This is a genomic window from Candidatus Pelagibacter sp. RS40 (assembly GCF_002101295.1).
Classification (GTDB): domain Bacteria; phylum Pseudomonadota; class Alphaproteobacteria; order Pelagibacterales; family Pelagibacteraceae; genus Pelagibacter.
Genome location: NZ_CP020778.1, coordinates 717,787 through 734,960 on the forward strand (window position 1 = coordinate 717,787; position 17,174 = coordinate 734,960).

Genomic DNA, 17,174 nt, shown 5'->3' on the forward strand with positions numbered 1-17,174 from the left:
TTCTGAAATTACTTAAACTATATGCAATTCACAAAAAAAACAAGCACAGGTGGAATATTCGCTATAGGTAAATTTTTAATTAAACTTATTTTAGTAGTTATTGTTCTTTTTATTGGAGTTGTTCTTGTTGCTAAAGTTGATTTTCCAGCACCAAATAAAAAAATTGAAAAAGTAATACCTAATGAAAATTTTAAAACAATTAAGTAGTTTCTTTTTTGTATTTTTAGTTTGTAATCCAATAAATAATATAAAAGCCAATGAGCCAGTAGATATTTGGAATATTGAAAAAAAAGAAATCCCTGAAGATCAATCTATAATTCAAAATAAAAATGAAGATAGCACTGACGTTATTCAAGGAATAAAAATTGAACAACAAAACGAAAAAATATTAGTAAACAACTCCTTAAGTGTATCAGACATTAAACTAGCTGGTTTATATGATCCTCAAGAAAATGGACTATCAATAGATATGTGGTCAAATAGCAATGGAGAAGATATCAAAAGCACTTTAAAAAATTTAACTTCAAAGGATTTGTCAAAATTTTCAGAAAAGATCCTTGATATTGCATTATTAACAAACTCTTACATTCCAAATACAAATATTTCCTCAAAAGAATTTTTGGACTTTAAGTTTGATTATTTAATTAAAAAAGAAAATTTCGATTTAATAAAAGAATTTCTAATTAAAAACCCAAATTTAATTGAGGGTGAAAAATTAATCAAATTTTATGTGGACCATTATTTGTCAAATTCTCAGTTAGATAAATCATGTGAAATATTTGAGATAACAAATTTAATTTCTAGCGATTACCTCACAAATTTTAAAATGTATTGTTTAATACATCAAGATAGGAGAGACGAAGCACAATTATTATTTGATCTTAAAACTGAACTTGGAGATTTAGATAAATTTTTTGTAAATAAATTTAATATTTTAATGGGTTATAAAAAATCAAATGAAGAACTATCAGAAAAAAATATTCTTTATTTTCATTTATCGCACAAAACTATCAAGAATTTTGAGTATGAACCCAAAATTGAAACTCCTAAATTTATATGGAACTATTTAGCGACATCCAATTTACTTAAAAATGCAGAGTTTGTTGATATAGAAAATGAAGAACAAATTAAATTAATTGAGATAGCAACTAACGATGAAGTTTACAAAGAAGAGGATTTGTTTAAATTATATATGAGATTTCAATTTGATATCAATCAACTACTAAATTATAGAAATGCATATAAACTGCTTGAAGATTATGAAGCAAGAGCATTATTATATCAAAGATTATTATTGACCAGTGAAATCCCTAAGAAATTAAATTTGCTTTCTTTACTAAAAAAATCATTTGATCAATCAAATCTACCTAATGCTTTTGATGAAAAACTTGCAAGTCTTCTAAAAAATATCCCAGAGGATGAAATACCCTCAAATTACACAACTTTTTTTATGAAAAATAAAGAGCCAGAGAAACTTGCTGAGCTCAAAATTAAATTGAATAATAAAGTTTTTCATCAATCAAAAGTTTTGAACTATTTTCAAAATAAAACAAGTCTTCCCCAGGTAGAAAAGGAGACCAATGATTTACTTAAAAAAATAAAAAAAAACAAAAAATATGTTTTTTCTTTAAAGGATATAATTGCAGTAGAGTCACTAAAATCAGACGGAGTTCAAATATTGAGAAAATATCAAAAGTTGTATGATTACAACAATAATTTACCATCTGAAATAAATACCATGATTGTAAATGGAGAAACTGGATTGGTACTTTTAAAAATTTCTGAAATTATTGGAGAAGATAATTTAGAAGATCTTGGCATAGAATCTGTAGATTACATTGTTAGTATTTTGAATGAATTAAAACTGGTAGATTTGAGGAATGAAATTTTACTAAAAGTTCTGCCTTTAAAAGTCTAAAATTTGTTATAAAATTAGTTATGTCAATTAAAACGATAATCACAGAACCTAATAAAATATTAAGGCAAAAATCCAAAGATGTAATTTCGGTTGGTAAAGATGAACAGAAATTGATGGATGACATGCTAGACACAATGTACGCTGCAAATGGAATAGGGTTAGCCGCAATTCAAATAGGTATACCAAAGAGGATTATTGTTATGGATATTTCTAAAGGTGAAGAAAAAAAAAATCCTTTGTACTTTGTAAATCCAGTTATCAAAAATAAAAATACTGAACTTTCAACATATGAAGAAGGTTGCTTATCAGTTCCAAATTATTTTGCAGAAATTGATCGCCCAAAAAAATGTGATGTTGAATATTTAGATTATAACGGTAAAAAAAAAGTTTTGAATGCAGAGGGTTTGTTGGCAACATGTATCCAACATGAAATGGATCATTTAGAGGGAATACTATTTATAGATTATTTATCAAAATTAAAAAAAACAATGATTATCAAAAAGCTTTCAAAACAAAAAGAAAAGCCCGATAGAATTATTGTTTGATAAATGGATAAAAAAATAGCTTTTTTAGGGAAACCTAATTTTGCAGTTCCTATCTTAAAATCTATCCATCAAAGTAATTACAAAATATCTTGTGTATTCAGTCAACCTCCAAGAAAGTCAAATAGAGGACATAAATTAAATAAATCTCCTATACATTTATTATCTGAAGAATTAGGCATTGAAATAAAAACACCTGAAAATATTGAAAAAGAAATAGATTACATAAAATCTTTAAATTTGGATTTAGCAATTGTAGTTGCTTATGGACAAATTCTTTCAAAGGATATTTTAAGTTTAAGCAAAAATGGTTTTATAAATATTCATGCATCTCTGCTGCCTAAGTGGAGAGGAGCAGCACCCATACAAAGATCGTTAATCAATATGGATAAAATTACAGGCTTAAGTATTATGAAAATAAATCCAAAGTTAGATGAGGGTCCAGTTTGTAACAAATATTCATTAGATATATTGGAAAACGAAAATGCTAAGAGTTTGGCTGATAGGCTTTCAAATTTGGCTGCTGAAAAAATATTAACTAATATTGAAAATATTTTGCAACAAAAAGTTAATTTTGAAGAACAAGATTCTTCAATGGCTACATATGCAAAAAAAATTCAAAAAATTGAAGGTAAAATAAACTGGAATAATGGAGCTGATGAAATTTTGGCAAAGATAAATGGATTGTATCCGCAACCTGGTGCTTGGTTTAGTTTCGAGAATGATAGGCACAAAATATTGAGAGCCACTCTATCAAAAACTACTATGAAACCTGGTGAAATAATTGACGATGAACTAACGATTTCTTGTGGCAATAAATCAATCAAAGTAACCGAAATTCAGAGAGAAGGGAAAAAGCCACAAAAAACTAGGGATTTTCTTTTAGGTAGCAAACTAAAAAAAGGGATCATCTTAAAAAATGAATAGATATCAAATACTCATAGAATACGTTGGTACTTCATTTATTGGTTGGCAAACTCAGAAAAAGGGAAATTCAATTCAAAAAACAATTCAAAATGTTATTTCAAAACTATTAAAGGAAAATATTAAACTTCACGGATCTGGAAGAACTGATAAGGGTGTTCATGCTTTAGAACAATCAGCCCACTTTGACTGTCAAAATAAAATAAAAGATATTAATAAACTAGTCAAATCCCTTAATTTTTTTTTAAATAAAAAAAGTATTTCAATTCTTAAAATAAAATTAAAAAAGAATGATTTTCATTCAAGATTTTCTGCAAAAGAGAGAACTTACTTATATATAATTAGAAATGATCAATCTCCGTCAACAATAAATCACAATAGAGAATGGAATATCCGAAATAAATTAGATCTCAATTTGATGAAAAAAGGTGCTAAAAAATTAGTCGGAACACACAATTTTTCTACCTTCAGAGCAGCAAATTGTGGTGCGAAAAGCCCAATAAGAACTATAAAAAAAATACAAATTTTAAAATCAAAAAAACAAATTAAAATTAGAATTCAATCCCAGTCCTTTTTAAAAAGCCAGGTTAGATCCATGGTAGGGTCATTAAAATATTTATCTGAAAATAAATGGAATTTAAAAAAATTTGAAGATGTCTTTAATTCAAAAGATAGAAAAAATTGTGCACCACTAGCCCCAGCACATGGGCTTTATTTAGAAAAGGTTAGCTATTAGCTTTCTTATTACTCATTGCAAATTTTTTATTTATTCTCCATCTTGATTCTGCTCTAACTATATAGCCACAACAATTTTTTGATCTACATTTACAAGGAAACTGCCTGTAATCTTTGTCATATCCGAACCCATAATCGCAAGTTAGCTCTTCACCTTTTTTAATATCTTTGATAGCAGTAACCCATATTTTCAAACCTTTTCCTTCATATTCACAATTATTTTCACATGAATGATTTATTAATCCTGCTATGTTCCAAGAGAAATCTCCATCCAAAGTATACCTCTTGTTTAGAGTGAAAAGATAAATGGGTTTAGAATTGTCATATTTATCTGACTCATCGATTTGTTTATTAGTAACTATTTTTCCTATGTAATCTATTATTTTTGTTCCAGCTTTAATATTCTTTGATGCATAAAGACCTTTACCTTTTTTATCGATGTCAGATTTTTTAATTTTGTACAATTTCATTAAGTTTCTATTTAGATATATGAATTAATTAATCAATTAAATTCGATAAGTGCATCTACATGACGTTGAGTACTTTCTTGAAGAGCCCTAAGGTCATATCCACCTTCTAGTATAGATACAATATTTCCGTTACAAAAAGGTTTTGAAACTTCCAATGTTCTTTTTGTAATCTTATAAAAGTCCTCTGAACTTAATCTTAATTGAGCAAGTGGATCATCAATATGTGCATCAAATCCTGCTGAAAATAGTAAAAATGCTGGTTTAAACTCTTTTAATTTATCTAAAACTTTTTCATAAGCATTAAGATACTCATTTCCAGTAGTGCCCGCTTCTAAAGGAATATTAAGAACATTATTGTGTTTTCCATTTTCTTTCTCTGAGCCAGAACCTGGATAGTAGGGATACTGATGGGTAGATATATATAAAACATTTTTGTCGTTATAAAAAATATCTTGAGTACCATTTCCATGATGTACATCAAAATCAATGATAGCAATTTTTTTATATTTGTATTTCTCTATTAAATAATTTGCTCCAACAGCAACATTATTAAATATACAAAATCCCATTGCTTTCTCTTTTTCGGCATGGTGTCCAGGAGGTCTTACACAACAAAAAGCGTTTTTAAATTCTTTTTTTTCAACGCCGTCAATTGCCGATATTATTGATCCTACCGCATCTTTCGTTGCATCTTTACTACCAGGAGAGACAACTGTATCACCGTCAAGAAATTTTAAACCACTTTGAGGAAAAGATAAGTTAACTTTTTTAATATAATCTTTTGTATGGGTTTTAATTAAAATGGACTGCTCAAAACTTGATGGTTTTTTCCAAACAAGATTTTTGTTATCTAATTTTTTAAAATTTTCTATTACAGCCGTAACACGATCTATTTTTTCTGGATGTCCTTCTCCAGTATTATGATTTTGATAAGTATCTGAAGTAATTAGACCAGTTTTCACTTAAAATAATTTTCTAAAATATTTGAGTATATTAAAGTTAATTTTTTTAAATCTTTAAGAGCAACAACTTCATCCACTTTATGCATTGTTTTTCCTACTAAACCAAATTCTAAGCATGGAGAAATCTTTCGAATAAATCTTGCATCAGATGTACCACCAGTTGTTGATAGCCTCGGTTTAATCTTTGTAATTTTTTTTATTGTATTTTGTATCATGTAGGTAGTCTCATTTGGACTGGTTAAGAAAGCTTCACCAGAAACATTATATTCAATTTTATATTTTGATTTATTTTTATTACAAATTTTTTTAACAATTTTATTAATTTTACTCTTCAACGTATTAGATGAATGTTTATTATTAAATCTAATATTGAAGCTTGCGTACGCTAAACCAGGAATTACATTGTCAGCCGAATTATCAATATTAATTTTAGTTATTTCTAAGTTTGTAGGTTGAAAATCTTTTGTTCCTTTATCAAATTTAATTCCTTTTAATTCTTTTAAAATTTGAACTAGAGCAGTTGATGGATTATTTGCTCTGTTTGGATAGGCAACGTGACCTTGTACTCCAATGACAGTTAGTTTCCCAGTTATACTACCTCTTCGACCGATTTTAATCATCTCTCCAAGTTTATTTGGATTAGTTGGCTCACCAACTAAACAAAAATTTATTTTTTCTTTTTTCTTTTTTAAATATTCTACAACTTTTTTAGTTCCATTAATTGCAACACCCTCTTCATCTCCAGTGATCAGCAGACTTATGGAGCCATTAAATTTTTTATTTTTTTGAATAAATTTACTTACAGCTGTAACAAATGCTGCAATAGAGCTTTTCATATCATTGGCACCTCTACCAATTAAATGACCTTTTTTAATAGATGGTTTGAACGGATTTACCGTCCAATCTTTTAAATTTCCAGCTGGAACCACATCCAAATGGCCTGCATAGCAAAAATTTGGACTTTTGTTTCCAAGTCTTGCGTAAAGATTTTTTACAGGTTTTGTATTTTTTTCCTTAAATTCAAGTATTTTTGTTTTAAATCCAAGTTTTTTTAATTTCTTTTCAAGAAAACCCATTACTCCTGCATCAACTGGCGTAACAGAAGGAAATCTAATTAGCTCCTTAGCTAATTGAAGTTCATTTAGTCTTAACATTTTTATTCTCTTAAAAGATCGTTGATAGATGTTTTTGATCTTGTTTTTTCATCAACCTGTTTAATTATCACCGCACAATATAATGAGGGTGCTGAAGCATTATTTTTATCTGGTAATGAGCCCGGGACAACTACTGAATAAGGTGGAATATTTCCATATGTTATTTCACCAGTTTTTCTATTCACTATTTTAGTAGATTGACCTATATACATTCCCATACTTAAAACTGAACCCTCACCTACAATAACTCCCTCGACCACCTCTGACATTGCACCTAAGAAAACATTGTCCTCAATAATTGTTGGTAATGCTTGTGCTGGTTCTAGTACACCACCAACGCCACTACCTGCTGAGATATGGCAGTTTTTTCCTATCTGACAACAGCTTCCAGCACGACTAAAAGTGTCCATCATTGTTCCTGTATCAATGTATGCACCAATGTTAACAAAACATGGCATCAAAACTACATTCTTACCTATGAATGATCCTTTTCTTACAGGAGAATTTGGAACCATCCTAAATCCAGCTTGTTCAAATTCTTTATCTCCCCAGCCAGCTGTTTTGCCTTTTAAAATATTACTCTTATCTCTCCAACTCGAATATGGCCCTGCCAGAGTCTCCATTCCATGAATTCTAAAACTAAGCATAATAGCTTTTTTAATATGCTGATGTGTAACCCATTCACCATTTATTTTTTCAGCTACTCTTACTTTTCCACTATCTAGATCGTTAATAATTTGATTAACCGTGTCTTTTAAATTTTGATCAGAGTCTTGATTTACGTGATCTCTTTTCTCCCAAGCTTCATTTATAATGTTTTCTATACTCATAATTTTATGAGTTTTTTAATAACCTTATTTCTTTTAAAAATAAAGAGAGATTTTCAATTTTGTAATCAATGTAATCTTTTTCAGACTCTTTTTTACCCCAGTATTCATCATTAATTAACCAAGCTGTAATTGCTCCTCTTTCTTTTCCAATGGACAAATTTTTTGCAATGTCTTCTATATAAAGAGTTTCATTTGGATCGATTTTGAACTTTTGAACCATAAGATCAAATGCTTTTGCTTCTGGTTTAGGATGATATTCTGCATCAACTATATCAAATACCCCATCAAATTGGTCATCTATTCCAAGATGTGTGGTTATATTTTTAACATGCTCTTTACTTCCATTTGTAAAAACATATTTATTTAATTTTATATTTTCTAACTCGTACCTTAAAGTTTTATCTTTTTCTAAAAACGACAGATCTATATCATGAACATAATCTAAAAATTCTCTAGGAGGAATATCATGATGTATCATCAGACCATTTAGACTTGTATTGTATTTATGAAAATAATTCGTTTGAAGTTCTTTTGCTTTTATTAAATCAATATTTAATTTTTTAGAAATATACTCCGTCATTTTTTTGCTAACTTGACCAAAAACTGCCTCTAAATCCTGGTATAAAACACCATCACAATCAAATAATATATTTTTAATATTAGCTAAATTTTTCATTTTCTTATTAAAGTGCCAGCTCCTTTATCTGAGAAGATTTCAAATAATATAGAATGTTGTTTTCTGCCATCGACAATGACAACTCCAGTAACACCATTATTTACAGCGTCTAAACATGTTTTTATCTTAGGTATCATTCCACCTGCGATCGTTTTATTTTTAAGCATTTCATTTGCTATTGAAGAATTTATTTCAGAAATTAGATTTTTGCTTTTGTCTAATACACCTTCAACATCAGTCATTAATAATAACCTTCTGGCTTTTAACTCCTTTGCAATTGCTCCAGCTGCTACATCTGCATTGATATTATAAATATTGTTGTCTTCACCAATTCCCATCGGAACAATTAAAGGAATTTTCTTTTCATTTATAATTTCTAGAATTGTATCTTTCTTGATTTCAGTAGGTGTTCCTACAAAACCTAACTCCTTTCTTTCAGGTGTTACACTTATTACATTATTTTTTTTTGGACTGATTGCTACAGAATTTGCATGATGATTGTTTATCTCACTTAAAATTTCAAAATTAAGTTCCAGCAAAGCTTCTTCTACAATTTTAATTGTTTTTTCATCAGTTACTCTCAATCCATCGATAAATGCAGATTTTAAATTATGCTCTTCAAGTTTTTTTTGAATATTTTTTCCACCACCATGAACTACAACCACAGAAAGACCTAATTTATTAATTACCGAGATATCTTCAATGAATTGATTAAATAAATTCTTCTCTAAAAGTACAGATCCTCCACATTTTATAACAATGATGTCGTTTGAGTATTTAGTTGTATATTTTTTTACTTCATCAATGGAAGGTCCATTGTTAGGTAGAATTTTTTCTAATTCCATCTATTGAGCAGTTTTTACAGTAGTTCTTTTTATTATGACGTACTGCTGTGCCATAGTAAGTATGTTGTTAATTGTCCAATAAATTACCAAGCCCGACGGGAAAGGTGCTAAAATAACTGTAAGAAACAAAGGAAAGAACGCAAATATTTTTGCCTGAATTGGATCAGGAGGAGTTGGATTTAGTTTTTGTTGAAGATACATACTCAGACCCATTAGACACGGCCATACACCAATAAGTAAAAATGATGGTGGGTCCCATGGGATAAGCCCAAATAAATTAAATATTGAAGTTGGATCACGTTCGCTTAAATCTTTTATCCATCCATAAAAAGGCTGATGTCTCATTTCTAAAGTTACAAACAAAACTTTATAAATTGCAAAGAAGAAAGGTATCTGTATAAAAATTGGAAGGCATCCACTTACAGGATTTACTTTTTCCTTTTTATACAATGCCATCATTTCTTGCTGGAGTTTCATTTTATCTTCCTTATGAAGTTCTTTTAGTCGTGTCATTTCAGGTTGTAGAACTTTCATTTTTGCCATTGATTTAAATGAGTAATTTGCAAGTGGGAAAAATACTATTCTAATACAAATAGTTATTAGAATGATTGCTATACCAAAATTACCAGTCAGTTTGAAAAAATAGTCTATTAAGAAGAAAAGTGGTTTAACTAAGAAATAAAACCAACCCCAATCAATCGCTAGGTCATATTTGCTTATATTGAGATTTTCAGCGTATCCATCAATAACATCAACCTCTTTTGCTGCTATTATAATCTTAATCTCATTAGATTTTGTTTCATTAGCTCCAATTTCTGTTGCACTTGTCTCAATAAAGTTTGCTCTAAACTTATTTTTATAATCAAAGTCAGTTCTAAATTTTCTATTTTCTTGTGGTATTAAACTTGTAATCCAGTACTTGTCAGTAATTCCCAGCCATCCTTTATCAGCATTAATTGAAAATTTTTTTTCTTCTATATCATCATAGTCTTCCTCTACTAATTGATCATCAAACACTCCTATAAGACCTTCATGTAGAATAAAAAAATCAATTATTTCTGGTGCTAGGTTTCTTATAATTTGGCCATAGGGGTAAAAATTATAAGTTTTTTCTGAATTATTAATTATTGTTTGGTTTACTTTAAATAAATATTGATCATCAATACTAATATCTTTTATAAATTTAATATTTTGATCATTTGTCCATGAGAGCTTTATTGGAGAATTAGGGGTTAATTTATTATTTCCTTCAATTGTCCAAATTGTTTTAGAATTAGGAAGATTAATATTTTTGTTTGCTGTTGCCCACCCGGTTTCAATATAATAACCATCCTCTACCTTTTTTGGATTTAATAAAATAACGTTATCATCACCATTTAGAGTATTAGTGTACTTTTTAAATGTTAAATCATCTATTGATCCACCAACTAAAGAAATTGATCCAATTACTGTACTATTTTCAAATTGAACTCTATCTTCATTTTTAATAGCCTCATTTCGAGAAATTTTTGAAACCTCAACATTTTGATCTAATGATGGTGCTTCACTCGTAGATTCAACAATATTATTTTTTTCATTATTGATTTTTTTTGGATCCGGAGGTGGAGGAGCAAAAAATAATCCATAAATTATTATTACCGCTGCACTCAATGAAATTGCTGCTATGACATTTTTAGAATCCAATTTTTTTACCTCTTATCTTTTCAACAGGATCATCCCCTCCATGACCAAACCATGGATTACATCTTAAAATTCTTAGAAACGACTTATAGATTGCTTTAATAAAATTGTATTTTTCAAAACATTCTAAACAATAACTACTACAAGTTGGATGGAATTTACACGAATTATAAAAAAAGGGACTTAATAAAAATTTGTAAGCCTTAATTAGAAAAATAAAAATATAATTAATTACTCTCATTATTTTATTTTTTCAAAATCTTGAAAAACTTTCTCTTTTATAATTTTATAATTGTCATCCAAAACAGATTTTCGAGAGATCAAAAGATATGAATAATTAAAGTTTATATTAATTGATTTCACAGCATCATTCATAATATTTTTAAGTCTTCTTTTTATTTTGTTTCTACTAACAGCGTTACCAATTTTCTTTTTAGTTACAAAGCTAATATTTAATTTCTTGTTGTTCTTACCAGATAATCTCTTAAAAAAAATTGTTAAATATTTATTGGATATTTTTTTTCCACTAAGGATTGATTTAAATTCTTCGTTTTTAGAAAGGCTTACTATTTTGCTTTTCATTAAGCATTAGTTAACTTTTTTCTTCCTTTAGCTCTTCTTCTTTTAAGAACTTTTCTTCCACCTTTGGTTTTCATTTTAGCCCTGAACCCCACAGATTTTTTACGAACTCGATTACTTGGTTGATATGTACGTTTCATGGTTAGTTAATTTATTGTTAAATTCACGTACTTATACAAATAAATATATATAAGTACAGCGATTTTTAATAAATTAGAGCTCAATGAATAAGGAAAAAAAAATTAAAATATTTTTAGGTTCTGCTTATATTTTGATTGTATCTATTTTTTTATGGTTCTTTTTTAGCAAATTTTCATTTCAAGATTTCTCAAGTTACGAATTAATCAGAGACAATAGAGATACATTAGAGCAAGTTAAAAATAGTAATATTTTTATATCAAGTATTTTATTTCTATTAGGAACAATTATTTGGGTCTTATTATTGGGATTTGGGTCCCCAGTTTTTTTGGTAGGGGGTTTTATCTTCGGTAAATGGCTAGGTACTTTAATAATTGTTTTTGGATTATCAATTGGTGCAACATTTTTGTATATGTTTGCTAATTATTTTTTAAAAGATTTAATTGAAGATAAGTTTTCATCTCGTTTTAATAATTTAACTGAAAAATTTAAAGAGAATGAATTCACATTTTTTTTAATTTATAGATTTATAGGTGGTATACCTTTTTTCATATCTAATATTTTACCTACAATTTTTAATGTCAAGATAAGAAATTTCTTTCTAGGTTCAGTTATTGGAATGACGCCCCAATTGTTTGCAGGAGCTTCTCTAGGAGCTGGCCTAAATAAAATTTTGGAGGAAAATTCTGAGGCACCTAGTCTTTTACAATTACTTTTGACACCAGATATCTATTTACCAATTATAGGAATTATAACTTTAGTTTTGATTGGATTTCTTTTAAGAAAAAAATTTTACTCAAAATAATTCTGGTGCCCCCACCCAGAATTGAACTGGAAACTCATCCTTACCATGGATGTGTTATACCATTTAACTATAGGGGCTAATTCTATTTTAAATTTAGTGTATAAAATTAATTTTTTCAAATTATTGCCTTAATTTTTTTCAAAAATGAGTTATATCTATTCTTAAGGAAATGCTATGGGAATTCACTACGACTATAAATCTACTCGAAGCGCAAAAGCCATGGAGAAGCAAGCCAAAAGAGAGAAGAAGCTTGCTGAAAAAAGAGCTAAAAAACAAGCAAAGCATGGAGAAGTAAAAAAAGAGGAAGATAAAACAATTCCTATAGACCAAGTTATAACTTTAGATCACCTTACAAATCCTGATAAAAAGTAATTCAATGAATTCTAAGAAGGATAAGCTTAGTAAACTTGAAATTGCATTAAAAAAGAATTTAAAAAAGAGAAAAATTTTTCAAAAGAAACAAAAGAAAAATAATAAATAGATATGTCCATTCAACCCGATACTTGGATTAAGAAAATGTGTAAAGAACACAATATGATCGAACCGTTTTTAGATCATCAAGTTTCTGAGGGAAAAATATCTTATGGATTGAGTAGCATGGGTTATGATGTTAGAATTTCAGATGAATATAGAATTTTTACAAATGTAAATAGTTCTTTAGTAGACCCTAAAAACTTCTCTGATGAGAATTTTATTGAGAGAAAGGGCCCTCACTGCATAATTCCACCTAACTCTTTTGTTTTAGCAAAAACAGTTGAATATTTTAGAATTCCAAAAGATGTTCTTTGTATTTGTGTTGGAAAAAGTACTTACGCTAGGACTGGTATTATTTGTAATGTAACTCCAATTGAAAATGAGTTTGAAGGCAATATTGTTATAGAGCTAAGTAATACAACACCTAATCCTGCAAAAATTTATTCTAATGAAGGAATAGCTCAGTTTTTATTTTTTAAATCAGAGACAGAACCAGAAACTACATATAAATCTAAGAACGGAAAATATCAGGGTCAAACAACTATTCAGGTCGCAAAAATAAAATAAAATGGACAAGTTTTTGATTACGGGTCCTTGTAAAGTCAAGGGACAAGTCTCAATAAGTGGTTCAAAAAATGCAGCATTACCAATTTTAGCTTCAACATTATTATTTGATAAACCTGTGGTTATAGAAAATCTTCCAAGGGTTAGAGATATAGATACAATGTTAAATCTGCTTAAGTCTCTTGGTTCAAAAATTAAATTCTCAAAAAATAAAAAAACTGTAAAAATTTACAAAACAAAAAAACAAAATTATTTTGCTTCTTACTCGCTAGTGAAAACGATGAGAGCAGGTATATTGGTTTTGGGACCTTTAATTTCAAAATATCATAAATCTATAACATCATTACCAGGAGGATGTTTAATCGGGGCAAGACCAGTAAATTATCATCTAAGTGCACTTAAAAAACTTGGAATGAAATACGAAATTAAAAAAGGATATATTCATGCAACTTCAAAAGGAAAACTAAAGGGCACAAAGATTAAGTTTTCAAAAATTAGTGTTGGAGCAACAGAAAATTCAATTATTGCAGCCACTTTAGCACAAGGAAAAACTACATTAAAAAATTGTGCGATTGAACCTGAAATAAAGGATCTAACAAATTTTCTTAAATCGGCAGGCGCAAACATAAAATGGATTGGAAAAAGGACTTGCCAAATAATTGGTGTAAATTCCTTGAACCCAACCACTTATTCTGTAATGGGAGATAGAATAGAAACAGGAACTTTTTGTGTTGCAGCAGCTTTAACAAAAGGTGATTTGACAATTAAAAACTTTAATCCAAAATTGATCCAGACAGAATTAAATCTATTAAAAAGATCTGGTGCAAAAATAAAGACGAATAAAAACGAAATAAAGATTAAAGGGCCACAAAAAATTAAAAGTATAAATAGTATTTTTACAAAAGAATATCCAAACTTTCCAACTGATTTACAAGCACAGTTTATGGTTTTGATGTGCAAAGCTAATGGAAGAAGCTCGATAACTGAAAGTATTTTTGAAAATAGATTTATGCATGTCGCTGAGTTAAGAAGATTAGGCGCAAAAATAGTTATAAAAGATAACAAAGCGACTATGGAAGGCAATACAGAGTTTACCGGGGCAGAGTTAATGTCCAGTGACTTAAGAGCTTCTGTTGCTTTAGTTTTGGCTGCAATTATTTCAAAGGGGCAGTCAGTAATTAATAGAATATACCATTTAGACAGGGGATATGAAAAAATTGAAAATAAACTGAAAAAAATTGGAGTTAGAATAAAAAGATTATCTTAATGGATAAAAAGTTCTTAAAAAAAATTATTGCTCAATCTCCAGAAGATCTTCAAATGATATCTGCATGTTGCTCTGAAGGTAAAGTTAAAATATCAGATATTAAATACCTTCCTTCAAATAGAATATTTCTAATTTCAATTTTAAGAAAAGATAGAGAAAATGAAGATGACAATAAAATAATAAATAGCATTATAAAGTTTGAATTTGTTCAATCCTCTAAATCAAAAAATATTGATCAAAATGAACCAGAAACAGAACTTGAATTGTTAGCAATAGATTTATTTAAAAGAGAACATAATTTTGAAATAACCCTATTATTTTCAAAAAATAGATTTATAACACTCACTTCTGAAATTATAGAAGCAGTATTGGAAGATCAAAAAATAGAGAATGATAAAAGTAATTAGTTGTAAGAAAAAAAATTATAAAAGAGAACTACTATCCTTTTTAGATAAAAGAAGATCTGGAAAAGAGGTAGATACTTCAATTGTCCCGAAAATTATAAAAGATATTAGAAAAAATGGCAAAAAAGCTCTTTTAAAGTATGAGAAAAAATTTAGTAAAAATACAGAGATTGTACCTTCAAAGGATAAAGTAAACAAAGCAATAAGAGCATTAGACCCTAAGATTAAAAAAAGTATCGATTTAGCATATAATAGAATTTTTAAGTTTCATTCACTACAAAAACCAAAAGACATTAAGTATATAGATAATTTAAAAAATAAACTTGAATATAAGCATGTGCCTTTACAGTCAGTGGGAATTTATGTTCCAGCTAATTTACCATCTACATTACTAATGAATGCAGTGCCTGCAAAAATTTCAGGTGTTAAAAGAATTGTTTTAGCTAACCCAAAACTTGATGGAAAACTTAACCCCGCTGTTCTTTATGCAGCTAAAAAAGTTGGAATTAAGGAAATTTATTCTATGGGTGGGGCACAAGCTATAGCAAGTTTAGCATATATCCAAAAAGTGAACAAAGTTGTTGGACCTGGAAATATATATGTTGCAAGAAGCAAACGTGAAGTTTTTGGTGATGTTGGGACAGAGGGAATGGTAGCTGGGCCTAGTGAAATTTGTGTATTAGCAGATGGAAAAACTGATCTAAATCAAGTTATAACATCTATGATTGGTCAAGCGGAGCATGATGTTAACTCACAATCTATTTTAATTACAAAAGATAAAAAATTAGTAAATAAATTTAATCTTGAAATTAAAGGCAGGATACAAAAAGTTCAGAGAAAGACTGTTGTTTTAAAAAGTTTGAAAAATAATGGATTAATCGTATTAGCTCAAACTGATAAGCAAATAATAGAGGCAATTAATGAAGTAGCTCCTGAACACTTAGAAATTAACGTGCCTAATTATAAAAAGTATTTAAATCAAATTTATAATGCAGGAAGTATTATGATTGGAAAATATTCTCCAATGGCTGTTTCAGATTATAATGTTGGTACTAACCATGTTTTACCAACTTTAGGCTCTGCAAAGTTTTCATCTGGACTAAACTCAAGTGAGTTTTATAAAAAAATTAGCCATATAACTCTTACAAAAAAAGGTATTGAGAAATTAGGAGAATCCGCTACACATCTCGCTGAGTATGAAGATCTAGATAATCATGCTCAAAGTATTAGATCTAGAATGAAAGGTAAATAATTGGGAAAACAAGATACGTTAGAATTTGAAGGCGTCGTAACTGACCTGCTTCCAAATGCAATGTTTAGAGTAAAGCTAGACAATGGGCACAACGTAACCGCTCATACTGCAGGTAAACTTAGAAAAAACCGTATCAGAGTTTTACAAGGTGACAGAGTTAAATTAGAAGTTAGTCCCTACGATTTATCTAAAGGTAGGATAATTTTTAGATCTTAAAATGATGGCTTCGTAGCTCAGGTGGTAGAGCAGAGCCCTGAAAAGGCTTGTGTCGCTGGTTCGAGTCCCGCCGAAGCCACCACATCTTGGTGGTAAAATAAATAAATCCAGACCAAATATAATCTTGCTATATCTGGCAATTTCTTATACTCAGCGACTGCTAATTTAATTAGCGAGTAAATAAACTAATAAGAAAGAGTAAAATATAAGTATGAGTACATTAAAAGGTAAAGTTAAGTGGTTCAACGGTAAGAAGGGCTACGGTTTTATAGAAAGAGAAGACGGTGAAAAGGATTGTTTCGTTCATGCGAGCGCAGTTCGTGAAGCAGGACTTCGTTTTTTGAATGAAAATGATGCAATAGAATTCGAAATTCAGGACGGAGACAAAGGTCCAAGCGCAGTAAATTTAAAGAAAATTTCTTAAAAATTTATTTCATTTAAAACATTTGTATAGGGATAAATTGCTAAATTAGCATTTTTATTCCTATACAATTCAGTATTGCATTTTAGATTTAAAATGCTAAACCACTCACCGATGATTAAAAAAACTGAAACATCTAGAATTACACACAGACATCATTTCCATGCTGGCTGCACGCTAGCTATTTAATTATTTATAAATTTAATTTTTTCCACAATTAGTATAAAACAATAAAAAGGAGCACGGGTAGCTCAGTTGGTTAGAGCAGCGGTTTGTGGAACCGAAGGTCGACAGTTCGAATCTGTCCCCGTGTACCAA

At 29.0% G+C, this 17,174-nt stretch carries 23 protein-coding genes and 3 tRNA genes; 15 read left to right on the forward strand and 11 right to left on the reverse strand.

Annotation, left to right across the window (positions count from 1 at the left end):
• Positions 1 to 21: 21 nt before the first annotated feature.
• From B8063_RS03810 to truA, 5 genes are read left to right on the forward strand one after another with little or no spacing between them, the layout of a single operon-like run.
• On the forward strand, positions 22 to 207 hold the full coding sequence (locus B8063_RS03810; protein WP_085069658.1) for a hypothetical protein: 186 nt from the start codon (positions 22 to 24) through the stop codon (positions 205 to 207).
• Positions 182 to 1,918: a hypothetical protein gene (locus B8063_RS03815; RefSeq protein ID WP_085069660.1), complete on the forward strand. Its 1,737-nt coding sequence runs from the start codon at positions 182 to 184 to the stop codon at positions 1,916 to 1,918. The genes B8063_RS03810 and B8063_RS03815 overlap by 26 nt, the downstream gene beginning before the upstream one ends.
• Before the next feature lie 20 nt (positions 1,919 to 1,938).
• Positions 1,939 to 2,463, forward strand: coding sequence for a peptide deformylase (def, locus tag B8063_RS03820; protein WP_085069662.1), 525 nt, complete (start codon positions 1,939 to 1,941; stop codon positions 2,461 to 2,463).
• 3 nt (positions 2,464 to 2,466) lie between these two features.
• Positions 2,467 to 3,387, forward strand: coding sequence for a methionyl-tRNA formyltransferase (gene fmt / locus B8063_RS03825; protein WP_085069664.1), 921 nt, complete (start codon positions 2,467 to 2,469; stop codon positions 3,385 to 3,387).
• Entirely contained in the window at positions 3,380 to 4,120 is a 741-nt protein-coding gene (truA, locus tag B8063_RS03830; protein ID WP_085069666.1) for a tRNA pseudouridine(38-40) synthase TruA, read from the forward strand. The genes fmt and truA overlap by 8 nt, the downstream gene beginning before the upstream one ends.
• Here the strand turns inward: truA and B8063_RS03835 are convergent.
• Genes B8063_RS03835 through rpmH form a run of 10 tightly spaced genes read right to left on the reverse strand, consistent with a single transcriptional unit; the run spans position 4,110 to position 11,455 of the window.
• Positions 4,110 to 4,589, reverse strand: coding sequence for an SET domain-containing protein (locus B8063_RS03835; RefSeq protein ID WP_075521799.1), 480 nt, complete (start codon positions 4,587 to 4,589; stop codon positions 4,110 to 4,112). The genes truA and B8063_RS03835 overlap by 11 nt on opposite strands.
• Before the next feature lie 32 nt (positions 4,590 to 4,621).
• On the reverse strand, positions 4,622 to 5,551 hold the full coding sequence (locus tag B8063_RS03840; RefSeq protein ID WP_085069668.1) for a histone deacetylase family protein: 930 nt from the start codon (positions 5,549 to 5,551) through the stop codon (positions 4,622 to 4,624).
• Complete coding sequence (dapE, locus tag B8063_RS03845) at positions 5,548 to 6,705, reverse strand: succinyl-diaminopimelate desuccinylase (protein WP_085069670.1); 1,158 nt, start codon at positions 6,703 to 6,705, stop codon at positions 5,548 to 5,550. The genes B8063_RS03840 and dapE overlap by 4 nt, the downstream gene beginning before the upstream one ends.
• 2 nt (positions 6,706 to 6,707) lie before the next feature.
• Positions 6,708 to 7,538, reverse strand: coding sequence for a 2,3,4,5-tetrahydropyridine-2,6-dicarboxylate N-succinyltransferase (dapD, locus tag B8063_RS03850; protein WP_157101714.1), 831 nt, complete (start codon positions 7,536 to 7,538; stop codon positions 6,708 to 6,710).
• A 1-nt stretch (position 7,539) separates the two neighbouring features.
• Entirely contained in the window at positions 7,540 to 8,211 is a 672-nt protein-coding gene (locus B8063_RS03855; RefSeq protein ID WP_085069674.1) for a pyrimidine 5'-nucleotidase, read from the reverse strand.
• Positions 8,208 to 9,056 carry an acetylglutamate kinase gene (gene argB, locus B8063_RS03860; protein ID WP_085069676.1) on the reverse strand — a complete coding sequence of 283 codons (849 nt, stop codon included), beginning with the start codon at positions 9,054 to 9,056 and terminating at the stop codon, positions 8,208 to 8,210. The genes B8063_RS03855 and argB overlap by 4 nt, the downstream gene beginning before the upstream one ends.
• Positions 9,057 to 10,739 carry a membrane protein insertase YidC gene (yidC, locus tag B8063_RS03865; protein WP_085069678.1) on the reverse strand — a complete coding sequence of 561 codons (1,683 nt, stop codon included), beginning with the start codon at positions 10,737 to 10,739 and terminating at the stop codon, positions 9,057 to 9,059.
• On the reverse strand, positions 10,729 to 10,977 hold the full coding sequence (gene yidD, locus B8063_RS03870) for a membrane protein insertion efficiency factor YidD (protein WP_085069680.1): 249 nt from the start codon (positions 10,975 to 10,977) through the stop codon (positions 10,729 to 10,731). Before yidD ends, yidC begins: the two co-directional genes overlap by 11 nt.
• A complete protein-coding gene (gene rnpA, locus B8063_RS03875; protein ID WP_075521807.1) occupies positions 10,977 to 11,318 on the reverse strand; it encodes a ribonuclease P protein component in 342 nt (113 codons plus the stop codon). The genes yidD and rnpA overlap by 1 nt, the downstream gene beginning before the upstream one ends.
• Positions 11,318 to 11,455 (reverse strand): 50S ribosomal protein L34, encoded by a 138-nt coding sequence (gene rpmH / locus B8063_RS03880; protein ID WP_075521808.1) that lies wholly within the window; start codon positions 11,453 to 11,455, stop codon positions 11,318 to 11,320. The genes rnpA and rpmH overlap by 1 nt, the downstream gene beginning before the upstream one ends.
• Before the next feature lie 83 nt (positions 11,456 to 11,538).
• Here rpmH and B8063_RS03885 point away from each other — a divergent pair, with 83 nt between their 5' ends.
• Positions 11,539 to 12,258, forward strand: coding sequence for a TVP38/TMEM64 family protein (locus tag B8063_RS03885; RefSeq protein WP_085069682.1), 720 nt, complete (start codon positions 11,539 to 11,541; stop codon positions 12,256 to 12,258).
• 3 nt (positions 12,259 to 12,261) lie between these two features.
• Here the strand turns inward: B8063_RS03885 and B8063_RS03890 are convergent.
• Positions 12,262 to 12,335, reverse strand: a tRNA-Thr gene (locus B8063_RS03890).
• Positions 12,336 to 12,432: 97 nt separating this feature from the next.
• On the opposite strand from B8063_RS03890, the gene B8063_RS03895 reads away from it, so the two are divergent.
• The 9 genes from B8063_RS03895 (at position 12,433) to B8063_RS03935 (ending at position 17,173) form a co-directional block, all read left to right on the forward strand.
• On the forward strand, positions 12,433 to 12,630 hold the full coding sequence (locus tag B8063_RS03895; protein ID WP_085069684.1) for a hypothetical protein: 198 nt from the start codon (positions 12,433 to 12,435) through the stop codon (positions 12,628 to 12,630).
• Between the two features lie 111 nt (positions 12,631 to 12,741).
• A complete protein-coding gene (dcd, locus tag B8063_RS03900) occupies positions 12,742 to 13,299 on the forward strand; it encodes a dCTP deaminase (protein ID WP_085069686.1) in 558 nt (185 codons plus the stop codon).
• Position 13,300: 1 nt separating this feature from the next.
• Positions 13,301 to 14,563: a UDP-N-acetylglucosamine 1-carboxyvinyltransferase gene (murA, locus tag B8063_RS03905; RefSeq protein ID WP_085069688.1), complete on the forward strand. Its 1,263-nt coding sequence runs from the start codon at positions 13,301 to 13,303 to the stop codon at positions 14,561 to 14,563.
• Complete coding sequence (locus B8063_RS03910) at positions 14,563 to 14,970, forward strand: DUF2948 family protein (RefSeq protein WP_085069690.1); 408 nt, start codon at positions 14,563 to 14,565, stop codon at positions 14,968 to 14,970. The genes murA and B8063_RS03910 overlap by 1 nt, the downstream gene beginning before the upstream one ends.
• Positions 14,954 to 16,219: a histidinol dehydrogenase gene (hisD, locus tag B8063_RS03915; RefSeq protein WP_085069692.1), complete on the forward strand. Its 1,266-nt coding sequence runs from the start codon at positions 14,954 to 14,956 to the stop codon at positions 16,217 to 16,219. The genes B8063_RS03910 and hisD overlap by 17 nt, the downstream gene beginning before the upstream one ends.
• Positions 16,220 to 16,435 (forward strand): translation initiation factor IF-1, encoded by a 216-nt coding sequence (infA, locus tag B8063_RS03920; RefSeq protein ID WP_075521815.1) that lies wholly within the window; start codon positions 16,220 to 16,222, stop codon positions 16,433 to 16,435. It begins immediately after the preceding gene.
• 6 nt (positions 16,436 to 16,441) lie between these two features.
• Positions 16,442 to 16,517, forward strand: a tRNA-Phe gene (locus B8063_RS03925).
• Between the two features lie 129 nt (positions 16,518 to 16,646).
• The gene (locus tag B8063_RS03930; protein ID WP_085069694.1) at positions 16,647 to 16,859 is read left to right on the forward strand and encodes a cold-shock protein; all 213 of its coding nucleotides are present in this window, start codon (positions 16,647 to 16,649) and stop codon (positions 16,857 to 16,859) included.
• Between the two features lie 237 nt (positions 16,860 to 17,096).
• Positions 17,097 to 17,173, forward strand: a tRNA-His gene (locus B8063_RS03935).
• Position 17,174 lies beyond the last annotated feature (1 nt).